The organism is Paenibacillus sp. FSL K6-1318, assembly GCF_037976905.1.
In the GTDB taxonomy this organism is placed as follows: Bacteria; Bacillota; Bacilli; order Paenibacillales; family Paenibacillaceae; genus Paenibacillus; species Paenibacillus amylolyticus_A.
In genome coordinates this window covers 1,473,269-1,486,886 of the sequence record NZ_CP150270.1, presented here as the reverse complement: position 1 = coordinate 1,486,886, position 13,618 = coordinate 1,473,269, and the positions used below count along the sequence as shown (strand labels likewise).

At 49.7% G+C, this 13,618-nt stretch carries 13 protein-coding genes and 2 other annotated features; of the genes, 5 read left to right on the top strand and 8 right to left on the bottom strand.

What is annotated here, in order from left to right; all coding sequences use genetic code 11:
- Nucleotides 1–406: 406 nt before the first annotated feature.
- The 7 genes from NYE45_RS06415 to NYE45_RS06385 all read right to left on the bottom strand — a co-directional run bounded on the left by NYE45_RS06415 (nucleotide 407) and on the right by NYE45_RS06385 (nucleotide 7,054).
- Nucleotides 407–1,966, bottom strand: coding sequence for a 2-isopropylmalate synthase (locus NYE45_RS06415; protein ID WP_340016077.1), 1,560 nt, complete (start codon nucleotides 1,964–1,966; stop codon nucleotides 407–409).
- A gap of 332 nt (nucleotides 1,967–2,298) precedes the next feature.
- Nucleotides 2,299–2,638, bottom strand: a binding site (T-box leader).
- A gap of 67 nt (nucleotides 2,639–2,705) precedes the next feature.
- Nucleotides 2,706–3,063: a binding site (T-box leader), on the bottom strand.
- Between the two features lie 322 nt (nucleotides 3,064–3,385).
- Nucleotides 3,386–4,441, bottom strand: a complete 1,056-nt coding sequence (tsaD, locus tag NYE45_RS06410) for a tRNA (adenosine(37)-N6)-threonylcarbamoyltransferase complex transferase subunit TsaD (RefSeq protein WP_340016076.1) — start codon at nucleotides 4,439–4,441, stop codon at nucleotides 3,386–3,388.
- Entirely contained in the window at nucleotides 4,438–4,959 is a 522-nt protein-coding gene (gene rimI, locus NYE45_RS06405) for a ribosomal protein S18-alanine N-acetyltransferase (RefSeq protein WP_062833068.1), read from the bottom strand. Before rimI ends, tsaD begins: the two co-directional genes overlap by 4 nt.
- A gap of 17 nt (nucleotides 4,960–4,976) precedes the next feature.
- Nucleotides 4,977–5,825, bottom strand: a complete 849-nt coding sequence (gene tsaB / locus NYE45_RS06400; RefSeq protein WP_340016075.1) for a tRNA (adenosine(37)-N6)-threonylcarbamoyltransferase complex dimerization subunit type 1 TsaB — start codon at nucleotides 5,823–5,825, stop codon at nucleotides 4,977–4,979.
- 2 nt (nucleotides 5,826–5,827) lie between these two features.
- A complete protein-coding gene (tsaE, locus tag NYE45_RS06395) occupies nucleotides 5,828–6,310 on the bottom strand; it encodes a tRNA (adenosine(37)-N6)-threonylcarbamoyltransferase complex ATPase subunit type 1 TsaE (protein ID WP_062833067.1) in 483 nt (160 codons plus the stop codon).
- 266 nt (nucleotides 6,311–6,576) lie between these two features.
- Nucleotides 6,577–6,753: an H-type small acid-soluble spore protein gene (locus NYE45_RS06390; protein WP_026081228.1), complete on the bottom strand. Its 177-nt coding sequence runs from the start codon at nucleotides 6,751–6,753 to the stop codon at nucleotides 6,577–6,579.
- Nucleotides 6,754–6,757: 4 nt separating this feature from the next.
- Nucleotides 6,758–7,054 (bottom strand): hypothetical protein, encoded by a 297-nt coding sequence (locus tag NYE45_RS06385; protein ID WP_175623716.1) that lies wholly within the window; start codon nucleotides 7,052–7,054, stop codon nucleotides 6,758–6,760.
- A gap of 158 nt (nucleotides 7,055–7,212) precedes the next feature.
- Between NYE45_RS06385 and NYE45_RS06380 the strand changes: the two genes are divergently transcribed.
- The 5 genes from NYE45_RS06380 (at nucleotide 7,213) to ligD (ending at nucleotide 12,606) form a co-directional block, all read left to right on the top strand.
- Nucleotides 7,213–8,124, top strand: a complete 912-nt coding sequence (locus NYE45_RS06380) for a Ku protein (RefSeq protein ID WP_340016074.1) — start codon at nucleotides 7,213–7,215, stop codon at nucleotides 8,122–8,124.
- Between the two features lie 330 nt (nucleotides 8,125–8,454).
- On the top strand, nucleotides 8,455–9,324 hold the full coding sequence (locus NYE45_RS06375; RefSeq protein ID WP_340016073.1) for a VOC family protein: 870 nt from the start codon (nucleotides 8,455–8,457) through the stop codon (nucleotides 9,322–9,324).
- Between the two features lie 218 nt (nucleotides 9,325–9,542).
- A complete protein-coding gene (locus NYE45_RS06370; protein ID WP_340016072.1) occupies nucleotides 9,543–10,655 on the top strand; it encodes an endospore germination permease in 1,113 nt (370 codons plus the stop codon).
- 37 nt (nucleotides 10,656–10,692) lie between these two features.
- A complete protein-coding gene (locus tag NYE45_RS06365) occupies nucleotides 10,693–11,643 on the top strand; it encodes an RNA ligase family protein (protein ID WP_340016071.1) in 951 nt (316 codons plus the stop codon).
- 72 nt (nucleotides 11,644–11,715) lie between these two features.
- Entirely contained in the window at nucleotides 11,716–12,606 is an 891-nt protein-coding gene (ligD, locus tag NYE45_RS06360; protein WP_340016070.1) for a non-homologous end-joining DNA ligase, read from the top strand.
- 55 nt (nucleotides 12,607–12,661) lie between these two features.
- On the opposite strand, the gene NYE45_RS06355 is transcribed toward ligD, so the two are convergent.
- Nucleotides 12,662–13,570, bottom strand: a complete 909-nt coding sequence (locus tag NYE45_RS06355; RefSeq protein WP_062833061.1) for a YitT family protein — start codon at nucleotides 13,568–13,570, stop codon at nucleotides 12,662–12,664.
- Nucleotides 13,571–13,618: the final 48 nt, after the last annotated feature.

Sequence of the window (13,618 nt, the reverse complement as noted above, 5' to 3'; positions counted from 1 at the left end):
TATCCACAAGAAAGCAAGATAGCAAGCACATTAATAAGCTTAATTATACAGCGGTAGAATAGCCTTTTACACACAAAAACCATATTTATCCACCAAGTTATCCACTTTATCCACAACTTTGTGGATAGTAAGGAGTCATTCTATCCCCTAAACCCTTTTCGTTTCGAAAACTATACTGGTTTGACTTTGCGGTAGTTACCCACAAATTACACTGGATATGTGGATAACTATAGTCACACCTTGACAAATGCATTCTCCCGCTCCTCAATGTTCCTCCATAATAAGACAAAAGCAGACCTTTGTCGTTCAAGGCCTGCCCGTCATTTATTACCTATATGCCATGCCTATTTACATCGAATTGCAATTGCTACTATTGCCGCTGTAGATGCGATCTGGCAAAGATGCTTTACGCATGTGCTTCTTGTTCATTATGTTCGGAAGACTCGGCCTTCAGCCCGGCAGCATTACACGCCGCTACATAAGCAAGACCGGCAGCCATAACGATATCATTATGTGTTGCCGTTCCCCGGAACTCACGTCCTGCACGCTCCACGGTAACTACAGCTTCGGCACTTGCACCCTCTCCCCCACTCAAGGCATGCATCTCCATATCAACAAATGCAATATCATCGGAAATGCTCTGACCAATTGCACGAATGGTTGCATCCACGGGTCCTCCGCCAACGGCAGAGTAGGACTGTTCTCCAGCGCTTGTGCGAATGCGAACGGCGGCCATTCGGTCCGTCATGCTACCCGCCGTCACCTGCAATTCAACCAGTTCATAATCCTGTGCAGGAATATTCATGGTCTGGCTAACCATCTGCAATAACTGGTCGTCACTGACCACCTTTTGCTGGTCTGCGGTTTCTTTGAACACCTCATACAATTGCTCCATCTGTTGCTCATCCGGCTCAAAACCGTATTTGCGAACCCGATCCTTCAGGGCGTGACGACCGGAGTGTTTGCCCAGAATAATCATGCTGCGTGGGATACCCAGCGCTTCCGGGTCCATAATCTCATAGGTGCTCCGGTTCTTGAGAAGACCATCCTGATGGATGCCGGATTCATGCTGGAATGCATTACGTCCCACCACCGGCTTGTTGTATGCAATCGGGAAGTGCATCGCACGACTAATCTGACGCGAGGTCTCATACAGTTGGTTCAGCTTGATGTTGGATGTCGCCCCAATCGCATCTCCCCGAGTCTCCAGCGCCATAATCAGCTCTTCCAGTGCACAGTTGCCCGTCCGCTCTCCGATCCCATTGATGGTCACTTCAATCTGGGAAGCACCATTGGCAATCGCAGCCAAGCTATTGGCTACAGCCAGGCCCAGATCATTATGACAGTGAGCACTATAGCGAACCTGATCGCCGCCTCTTGCACCCTCACGTACCCGGCGGAACATCTCGCCATACTCATGTGGCAGAGCATAACCCACGGTATCCGGCAGGTTGATAATGCTGGCCCCTGCTTCAATCGCTACTTCGACCATCTCGATCAGATCATCCATCTTCGTCCGAGCCGCATCCATCGCGGTAAACTCTACAATGTCCGTGAACTGGCGTGCATATGATACCATTTCACGAGCGGTAGCCACCACTTCGCTACGCGGGCGGCGCAGTTGATGCTCAATATGAATATCCGAAGAAGAGATAAACAGGTGAATTCGGCGTCGTGCAGCATCCGCTGTTGCTTGAACGGCCGCATCAATATCACCTTTGACTGCACGCGCAAATCCACAGATTTCCACGTTCTGCAACTGTCTCGAAATCGCCTGAACCGCCGCGAACTCACCTGGACTGGAGATCGGGAATCCAGGCTCAATGACGTCGATGCCCAGAGAAGCCAGTTGGTGTGCCAGTTCGATCTTTTGCTCAGGTTGCAGACTCGCTCCCGGTGCCTGTTCTCCATCGCGCAGCGTCGTATCAAAAATTTCAATCATGCGTTTGTTATTAGTTGTTGTCATATCCATCAACCTCCATCAAATTTTATAATCCTTTTTTGTTACGATCCACGAGGATAGAACATCAGTTGTTCTCCATCACTGTTGTTATATATTTTGTTTGTAACTCGTATGTCGTTTGTTGCTTAGTCCTTGGTCTTGGTCTCCATAGTGCCTTCTGGATATCTAATGGCTATACCTGATGTACGATGTCCATTAGTCGTTGCTGATCCTGCTTGCTTGTGACAGGGTGTACGTCGACTTACACCCTGTCTTTCTCACTTTTCAATCTCCATATGGTTCTTCCCATGCCCACCCTGCTGCCGGCAGCAAACACAAATAACCCGCCATCTCATATAAGAGACGGCGGGTTATTATCCCCTCCGCGGTACCACTCTCGCTTGATGGGCCAGGCTTGCGCCGGACTCCATCCACCTCGTCGTCCCCGAGATCCGCTGGATTGTGCATGCACGCACGACACCACTGGAATTCGGAGAAACACCCTATAACGGGGGTTAACCGTTGCTGTGTAACACATGTCGTTGTCCATCAGGACAACTGGGCGATTGATATCGTCCCCACACTTCCACAACTCCGTTCCCGGGCGAGATTCGAAGGATTCCAGCCACTGCGTCGCACCACCCCGCAGCTCTCTGAGCGCTTTATCGTTCTACTGCTCCCGTTCATCACATTTATCATATGACCTAACTTCATTCATCCTTATTTTGAAAATCAAAAAAAGCCTGCCACCTCATGCAATAATGCAAGAGACGACAGGCTGTTCACCTTCGCGGTACCACTCTTGTTGACTTCCTTCCTGTTCATTCAAGACAACCCTGAATGCTTTCGCATATCCGGATCACTTGAAGCAGCCTGAAAGCCCCCTCAGTTATCGTCAGTTGATCCTTATAATAACGGTCCTACCGACAACGGCCCATTCACGGAGGCAACCCGTAACCATGTACTTTGGGCCATGATCGGCCTTCGGATTCTCCCGGGGAGTCACCGTGTTCCATCGTTCCGCTTCCAGGTGAGTTTCAGGTTTCCTTCGACTGCGTTGCACCATACCGCAGCTCTCTAAGACCGGGAATGACCTTACTATTCCTGTTCATTGCGTTTATCAGTTCAGGAAGATAAATTCCTGTTTAAATTTGTAACTAATATACATTCTTCACATCCAGGCTGTCAACTCTTAATCTCAAACTGCCTGTTTATATAAACTAAAAGTGCGTGTTCAAAAAGATCGGTTTTCAGTACCGAGAAGATGGGATGAAGCTAGAAATGGAGTAGCGGAGCGTAGGGTAAACTACGTGAGCAACCACAATGTTTCCAAAGGAAACATACTTCGTAAGCCTCCCGCTTATTTGGGCTGAATCCCATATTCGATGCTGATGATGCCGCTAGGCATCATTCGTAATCAAAAGCGGGCTTTTTGAACAACCTCTATAAGGACTGAACGGACCATTCCTCCAGAGAAAGTCCAGGGTCTGCTTTGGCATCAAACTCAGAGATTTCTCCCCGTTGCCATTTCAGATACGCAGCCGCTCCAATCATGGCCGCATTATCCGTACAATATTCCATCGGCGGTATTAATAGTTCAAGCCCTTCCTTCGCACAACGCTCTTGTAACGCCGAGCGCAACCCCCGGTTAGCTGCAACACCACCGCATAATAACAGTTGACGTGAACCATATTCACGAACTGCTCTTACGGCTTTCTCCACCAACACTTCTACGACAGCTTCCTGGAAACCACGGGCAACCGCAGATGGCTCCAACGTTTCGCCGCGCATTTTGGCCTGATTGAGCGCATTCAGTACAGCAGACTTCAGACCACTGAGACTGAAATCATACGAACCTGCTTCCAGCCATACCCGCGGTAATGGCACCACATCCTCCGCTTCATATGCCATCCGGTCCACATGCGGACCTCCCGGATAAGGACAGCCCAATGCACGGGCTACTTTGTCATACGCTTCGCCTACGGCATCATCACGCGTACGGCCAATCAGTTTGAATTTGCCCTCGGATTCCATATGCACGAGTTCTGTATGTCCACCGGATACGACCAGTGCCATCGCCGGATATTGCAGCTCATGGGTAAGTCGGTTGGCATAGATATGCCCGGCAATATGATGTGTGCCAATGAGCGGTTTGCCCAATGCCATCGCCAGCGTTTTGGCTGCAACAATTCCTACCAGCAATGCCCCGACCAGTCCCGGACCTTGCGTCACAGCAATCGCACTCAGATCACGCGGACGAATGCCGGACTGTTCTATGGCCTGTTCCAGCATCAACGTAATCACTTCGACATGTTTGCGTGAAGCCACTTCAGGTACAACGCCGCCGAATGCCTTATGGGTCTCGATCTGACTTGAGATCAGATTGGACAGCACTTCCCGTCCATCCTTGACTACAGCTACCGATGTTTCATCACAGCTTGTCTCCACCGCCAAAATATAGGAGGGTGCAGCATTTATTTTTTCATTGAGTTCGTTCATGAATCCAGTACGCTTCCTTCCTCTTCGCCGCTCCGGCCTGCAGACGGCAAGTTCGCCCACATAATCATCGCATCTTCCCCATTATCGGAGTAATACCCTTTACGAAGACCCGCCGATTCAAACCCTTTTTTCTGATATAAACGCTGGGCAATGCTGTTCGAGACTCTGACCTCCAGCGTCATCCGTTCCATCCCGAGATAAGCTGCCGTACTCATTAATTCGTCCAGCAACTTTTCACCAAGCTTGCGTCCACGATACGCACCTCTGACTGCAATATTGGTAATATGGGCTTCATCCATGATCGTCCACATTCCGGCATAGCCAATGGCTTTGCCTTCCAATTCCATCACCATATATTTAGCAAAATGATTATGTGTCAATTCATTTTGAAATGCTTCTTCTGTCCAGGGCAGGGTAAAGGCCTCATGTTCAATCTCCATCACATCGGGAATATCCGCGAGTGTCATGAACCTGAACTGAAGCGCTGCTTCCTGCTTATTATTCGCCACGTTGTCCATCTGCTTCCCCTCCCCCTTTAGCCTTTGCGCAGCAGATTGGCTTCCGCTTCAGACAGCTTGGTGTAGTTCGGCACCAGCGCATGCACGTCATCACGCTGACCTGCAAGCAGCGCGGCGGCGCCTAGGCGCCCAACCCAGCGGCCTTCCAGCTCATAAGGTACGAGCTGGAGCGCCGTTCCTGCGGGGCAGCGAAGCTCCGCCGCTGCCGCAGCATGAGGGCCCGTCTCGCCGACGAACCAGACGGCTGCGGGCCGCTCTTCCGGCGCCGCCTCCGCCATGCGGGCGGCGAGGGCTTCCAGCCATCCGTCCATCTTGCGGATGGCATCAGGCGCCAGACGCCGGGGCGCATCGCTCCCGGCGGAGGCAAACAGCGCGGTGCACGCTTGACCGCGCCGTGCATCCACAAGCGGAACGATCCAGTGGACAGGGGCAGCACCTGTGCTGCCCTGGTCCGCGGATGGCGTTCCGCCAGCCCCTGCTGCGGCATCCTCTGCCGCAGCTTCTGCCTTGGCGGCGAGGCCGCTGTGCCAGCCGCCCCAGGCGAGGGCCTGAAGGCTGGACACCCCGGCTACGGGGATGTCCCACGCCCAGGCCAGTGTCTTCGCCGCGGTCACCGCAATGCGGATGCCCGTGTACGAGCCTGGGCCAACGCCAACGGCGATGCCGTCCAGCTGGCCAGGCTGTGTGCTGCTGGCGGCCAGCAGCTGCTCCATCACCGGTACAACGTGTACCGAATGGTTGCGCTCGGCCCGTTCATTGCGTTCTTCCAAAAGCGCATGATCCTCCATCATCGCAGCTGCCATCACTGCGGTGGATGTATCCAACGCCAAAAACCGCTGACGCGGCTCTTTTTGTAAATCTTCCATCATCATTTGACTCCATTCTGTCTGAACTGTCGGCACATGGCTGCATAAGTCTCGCCGTACCCATCCAGTGTAATCGTTCGATCCTCCAGGCCCGTTGTTTCAATCTGCACATGCAAGTGCTCTTGCGGCAGCAATTCGGGGATGATGCTTGACCACTCCACCAGACTGACTCCGGCTCCATAGAAATATTCATCAAGTCCAAGCTCATCCGCTTCTTCCAGCGAAATGCGATATACATCCATGTGATACAAGGGCAGGCGCCCTTCGTACTCCTTGATTAGCGTAAATGTGGGACTGCTCACCACATCACGTACACCCAAATGCCAGGCAAATTTTTGTGAAAATGCCGTTTTTCCCGCGCCCAGATCACCATCCAAAGCAATCACCATGCCGGCGTTTGCCTGTCTGGCGAGTGCGGACGCGAGCGCTTCTGTATCTGCAATGCCATGGGATTCATACACCCACTGCTCGTGCGTTTGATTCAATATTCGCCCCACCTTTGGCGGTCCAGCCGCCTGAGTTCACTTTGAACCTTATTATATCGGTCCCTTTCTTCCCCCGCAACATCGAAGGAAACAAGCGGAAATATAAACGTCCATTATTAGGCCATGTCTACAAACTCGCTTCCTTCGGAGTTTGCAGACATCCTCTAGAAAAACAAAAAACCGGCACCTCCCGGTACCGGCCATCTTACGTACATATTCCAGCTTTTTTTCACACCAATTCCTCAAGCACTACGCTCTATCTGTATCTACTCCTCCAACCGATCCACACGTACCGTTTGGGTATTTCCCGGCCTGCTGCCAACCTGAACGGTCGCCATGCCATTGGCTTCATCCACATTCTCAATCCACACCGGATCCCCTTCCAATGTTACAGCAATGGTATCCTTGGAATCATAGATCGCTTTGGCGCGCTTTGCATCCATCATCTTATTCATACTCCCCTTCCGGATCATCATGTGACTCACGAACCATGCTATCTGTTGTACTTTCACCAATATGACCGTTATCTTCCGTAACCTGTCCCCCGCCTAACCCTTCATTCACCATCCGGTCAATGTCGAGCATGAACGACTCCCGGTCAAGGGGTAATTCTTCCGAAGTGACTGCTTCCCAATTCACAGCTGTAGCTGGTGTATAAAATTCTTCAGCGCTTTCGGCATCAGCAAGAGGATACGGAGTAAAAGCATGCTTATGCGCTTCCTCTTCATCCCGTCTGTTACTCATTTCGGCACCTCCCGGCTTAATCATTGCGAAATCACTTCTGTTATCATCCCCGAGTCTCGCCGAACCATACGAATTCATTCGTCCATAAGACGATTATCCCTCGCACCAGATGCCCATACTATTGAATAAAAATGTACCCTTTTGAAAGGAGCCGACCTATGCATACCGTCTGGAAAGGCGCAATCAGTTTTGGCCTTGTGCATGTCCCTGTCAAAATGTTCTCGGCTACCGAAGACAAAGACATCTCCATGCGTTACATCCATAAAGTCTGCGGCAGCCCGCTCGCTTATGTTCGTCAATGTCCATCCTGTGAAGTCGACGTGAAGTGGGAAGAGATCACCAAAGGCTATGAATATGAAAAGGGAAAATTCGTACTTTTTGAGAAAGATGAATTGGAAGCTCTTAATGACTCCACCAGCAAAACCATTACCATACTGGATTTTGTCGACTTGACTGAGATTGATCCGATCTATTTTCAGAAAACATATTACCTTTCGCCCGATCAGGCTGGGGGTAATGCCTACCAGCTGTTGATGAACGCGATGCGGGATACCGGCAAGATTGGCATCGCCAAAATTTCCATCCGCTCGAAGAGCAGTCTGGCTGCCATACGTGTACTGGAAGATTGCCTCTCCATGGAGACGATTTTCTATCCCGACGAGATTCGTCCTGTCTCCCAGGTGCCCAACTTGCCAGAAGTGCAGAACGTGAATGAGAAGGAACTCACGATGGCAAAGCTGCTGATTGATCAACTGTCTACCCCTTTTGAACCCGCTAAATACACCGATGACTATCGCAGCAAACTGCTGGATCTTATCCAGCACAAAGTGGCAGGCGAAGAAATCAAGATTGCTCCAGCCAAACCGGAAGCCAATGTGATGGATTTGATGGCTGCCTTGCAGGCAAGCATCGAGGCCGTGAAGCCCATTCCTGCTGACCCTGGGACAACAACGGCCACGCCCAAGAAACGTGCACCACGAAAAACGTCTGCTCAAGCTGTTGCCGGGGGAGAATCGGACGCACCTGCTCCAGCCAAAAGAAAAAAGGCCACGCCCAAACCAAAGGTTTGATTGTCGCCCAAGCAAGAACGATTTCGTTATAAGCTTTGCCTCATGTATTGAATTCAACTTAGGTCCGGCTTTACAGTCGGATTTTTTTGTTTTTACAGAACTATCGGAACAATTCATGCCAATAAAACTCCAGCTATAATCGTAAAATACGATTGACGAAAGGTGATTTATATTTTATATTAACTTATGAAAAGTAACTTATTTATGAATATACAGTTAAGTTGCACTTTCGCTTCAACCGAGTGCAATCCAATAATTCGATTCAACGCGTACATGCAATCAAACGCTAAGCCCTATTATCTATAATCACATTATCAGGAGGATATAAATATGAATACAACGTATCAAATCCCTGCCACAACCCATCTGGGTGAAGTGAGTCTACGAATCAAGAATCTCGACCGTTCGATCCAGTTCTATACTGATGTAGTCGGACTGAAGTTGCTGGAGCGAACTGGCAAAGTGGCTACGTTAACAGCGGACGGAAAACAGTCTCTGCTGCGATTGGAAGAACTGACGGATGGAATTACTCTGCCTGAACGCTCACACGCAGGCTTGTATCATTTTGCCATCCTGCTGCCTGACCGTAAGTCCCTGGGTCTTGCTCTGCGTAATCTGGCTGCATCTGGTATTGATATCGGCCAAGGAGATCATCTGGTCAGTGAAGCCTTCTACATCTCCGATCCCGATCTGAACGGGATTGAGATCTATGCTGACCGAGCGCGTGACACCTGGAAACGGGATAGCGACAATAATTACGTGATGGCAAGTGATCCTGTTGATGTGGAAAGTCTCTTTGCCATATCGGAGAATGAACCTTGGCAGGGTCTGCCTGCTGGCACAGTCATTGGTCACGTGCATTTCCACGTCCGCAGCCTGGAAGAAGCTCGCAACTTCTACACCGGCATACTCGGTTTTGATATCGTAGGTAACTTCGCCAACATGTCTGCACTATTTGTTTCTGCCGGCGGCTATCATCACCATCTGGGACTCAATATCTGGGCGGGAGTGAACGCACCTGTTAACCCGGATAACGCTACAGGAATTGACTACTTCACCATTGTTTACGCCACGAAGGAGGAAGTACAACAGGCACTTGAACAATTGCGTCGATCCGGCGCAGCCGTTACACAAGTGGAGGATACCTGGTTTACAATAGATCCACAGAATATCCGTATCCGTCTGACCACTGCAAACTGATTTTGTTTGCACGTTAAAGTATATTTCTACCTAACATCCAGCATTTTGCATTATTCGATTTCAATCTCTCATAAGTCACATGAGCAAGCCCGGGTAACTGAGTTCTCTACATCACAGAGAGGTCATCTACTCGGGCTTTTTGGTTGCCTATTTATAAAACTGGAACAATTGGCGCATCCTATCCATATACACAGACAAGATACATTAAGGAGATACCTATGATTGAAAAGGGGCGCTTGACCGTTAGGCAGCTCGCTTCACTAATGTTCCTGTGCACGATTGGGGAGCAAATTCTGGTCTTTCCTTCCATGATTACATCCTACGCTCAGCAAGATGCCTGGTTATCCGCCTTGTTGGGAGTCGCAGGCGGCTCCGGCATACTCTTCATTATGCTTGTTGCCTATAAACTGCATCCCCGGTTGAATCTGATACAGAACGCTCTTCAAACACTGGGACCCTGGATTGGGGCCTTATTTAGCTCTTTTTATCTCTTTTATTTCCTGATCAGCACCTCAACGTTCATTAGGGAAATTGGCGATTTTATGTCTACCCAGATCTTGCCGGAATCTCCACTAATGATTTTGCATTTGGTTTTTATATGTGCGCTTGTCTGGGGGCTTCTGTCAGGTCTGGAGAGCATCGGTAAGGGTGCTGAGGTCTTTCTTCCTCTGATTGTTTTGTTTCTGCTTGTTCTGACGGTGTGTCTCATCCCCCAAGTCCATTTGAACAACATCCAACCTGTGCTTGCACAGGGATTTCTTGGTCCACTCAAAGGTTTTGTTGCTGTACTCACATATCCTTATTGCGAGCTGTGCATCTTCATGATGCTCTTTCCCTATACGAAAAAGGAGCCCCATCTGGAAAAGGACATCCTGCTATCAGGGATCATTGGTGGATTGTTACTTACACTGACGCTGAGCATGTGTCTGCTCGTCATGGGACCCTTCATGACCCAGCATCACTGGTTTGCCTCATTCAACCTTTCACAGCAGATCAATATCGGAAACTTTATACAACGGATTGAAGCCTTCATGGCATCGGTCTGGATTATTGCCGTTTTCTTCAAAGCAGCACTGTTCTTTTACAGTTTTGTCTTGGGCGTCGCTCACCTGTTTCGCTTGTCCAGTCACCGTTCTCTGATCCTGCCGGGCTCGATGCTTATTCTCGCCATGTCCATTCTGATCTCTCCGAACGAGAACTTTTACCTCAAGGTCATCATTCCCTATTGGATTGACTGGGATCTGACCTGCGGTATAGCGCTTCCGTTATTGCTCATACTGGTGCATCACATGAAGTCCCGTTTCCAAAAATATAACAAACTTCCGAATTAACCTGTGCCAACGGGTTGGAACGAGAAAGGAGTTCTCCATGTTCAAACCGTTGATTCCGTTCGAACCCATATCTCGGGATACCCTGCCCACAGGACCGCAATGGATTGCCCAGGTCAAATGGGATGGAGTTCGTATGCTTGCCTATGAGGACGGGCAGGAGCTGCGTCTGGTGAATCGCAGATTACATGAACGAACCGCACAATATCCTGAACTAGTAACACCACGTAATCTGTGCTCCGGTTCCTCCTATATTTTGGATGGAGAAGTGATTGCGCTGGACCCGGACACCGGAAAACCTTCGTTTTATCACGTTCTACGGCGGGATCGTATGAGTAGGCCCGAAGGCATCGCTCAGGCCATACATCAGATTCCGATCACATATATGGTATTTGATATCCTGTACTATGAGGGGAAATGGGTGACAGATCAGCCATTGGCAGATCGACAGCGCCTGCTGCACGAGGTTCTTAACACTGCTCCCCATGTTCAGGAGGTCACCAATACGCTTGATGCTGCTTCCCTGCTTACGGTCATGAGAGAACACCAGATGGAAGGCATCGTCTGCAAGGATCTCACCAGCAGCTACGGCATTCAGGGCAAGGACCAGCGCTGGCAGAAGGTCAAAATCATGCATGATGTATATGCCATGATCGGGGGAGTCACGTACCGAAGTGGTATTGTGAATGCCGTGGCGATTGGTGTATATGACGGGCCTAACTTTGTCTATATTGGTCATGTCGGGACGGGCAAGCTGAACTCCAATACCTGGCGGGAGCTCACACATCAAGTGGAGCCTCTGATCAGGCAGGATAGACCGTTCCACAATGTACCCGAGCGCAGTGCAGAGACCACATGGGTGGAACCACGAATAGGAGTCAAAGTGCAGTATATGGAACTGACTCATCATCGCACTCTACGCCATCCCAGTATTCAAACCTTCGCGGATGTAACACGCGAGGATTGCCTGGCGAACCAGCTTCTTCAATGATGAAAAGATCGCTGCAAGCGTGTTTTAACCCCTGATTTCAACGATTGATTAGACATATAGGAGGTGTTCCGTATGGCCCCCAAGATCCAAGGAACCATCATAATAGAAGGCACCGAGCTAACGGTCACGAACCCGGACAAGCTGTTATGGCCGGATGCGGGTGTTACCAAAGCCATCTATCTGCAAAAGCTGGCCGCTCTGGCTCCCTATCTGCTCACATATACAAGTAATCGATTGCTCACCACCATAAGGTATCCCCACGGGGCTGGAGGAACATTTTTCTATCAAAAAAATGCCCCTGAACCTGTCCCTGATTATGTTCGGACAGAAGTACACGACGGCATCCGCTATGTGGTCATGAATGGACTCCCCGAATTGTTATGGCTTGGCAATCTTGCTGCACTTGAATTTCACCCTTCTCTGCATACCGTGGGAAGCCATCTGCCCTGTGAATGGATGATTGATCTGGACCCCTCTCAGGAGCATGAACCACGGATCATGCAAGCTGCACTCATCGTTGGCGAAACCCTGACTTCCCTTGGTCTGAGGTCCATCCCCAAAACTTCAGGCGCAACAGGGGTTCAGATCATCGTTCCGATTATTCAAGGGATAACCTTTGATGAATTGCGAGATATCGGTTATTTTGTTGGTAAATATGTCACTCAGAAGCACCCGAATCTGTTCACACTGGAACGACTCAAAAAGGACCGTGGAGACCGTATTTATTTTGACTACCTCCAGCATTACGGCGGCAAAACCCTTGCAGCTCCCTATACACCACGTGCCAAATCAGGCGCCACCGTCTCTACTCCACTGACCTGGGATGAGGTTCGAAACAACGTTTCCATCCAGGATTACCATCTGATGAACATTGTTGAACGCCTGAATGATACCGGTGACCTGATCGCAGCCGTTGAGCCCCAACCGGTGGAGCTCATTCTCAAGCACTTGAAGAAAAAATAGCCGACTCCCTCATTACAAGGGTGTCGGCTATTATCATTCATGCGTATATAAATCGCTAATGGATACCTTTTTTCTTGAAACGTCCGCCCTTCACATCATGGATGTTACCGATAGCCACAAAGGCTTGCGGGTCCCAATCTTCAACGATGGTCTTCAGTTTCGCTTCTTCCAGACGGGTGATTACGACAAAGATGATCTTCTTCTCATCCCCGCTGAATCCACCCTCTCCATCCAGGAAAGTGACACCACGGCCAAGACGGTCTGTCAGAGCTGAACCAATATCACGATATTTCTCACTGATGATCCATACCGATTTGGACTGGTCAAGTCCTTCATTCACAATATCAATCATCTTCATCGCAATATAATATGCAATCATGGAATACAGGGCATTCGGCCAGCCGAACACAAATCCTGCACCCGCGAAAATAAATACGTTAATGAACAATACGATCTGTCCTACAGACAACGGTGATTTCTCACTAAGCAGGATGGCCACAATCTCCGTACCGTCCAGTGAACCACCAGACCGGATAACGAGTCCAACCCCCACACCCAGGATCAATCCGCCGAATACAGCTCCGAGCAATGGCTCCCCTGGTGTCAATGCAGGAACATGGTGCAATAATGAAGTCCCGATGGACATGACCACGATCCCCAGCAGCGTGGATAACGCGAACGTTTTACCAATCTGCTTGTAACCCAGAATCAGGAAAGGCAAGTTGAGCAAAGTCAGGAATATTCCCAGTGGCAGATGTGTAAGCTCCGACACCATAATTGAAATACCTGTAATCCCACCATCAATAACACCATTTGGCACGAGAAACACTTCAAGCGATACAGCCATCAGTGCAGCACCGATCAGAATCATCACAATACGTTGCAGCAGCTTTAATGTAAACACCGAGCTTTTGACGCCCCGGTCAGGCTTGGATGTCAGTTCTTTAACCGTTACATTGGACATGGTATCCCCCCCGTTGGATCAGTATGTGAATCCATTTCATAAATCATT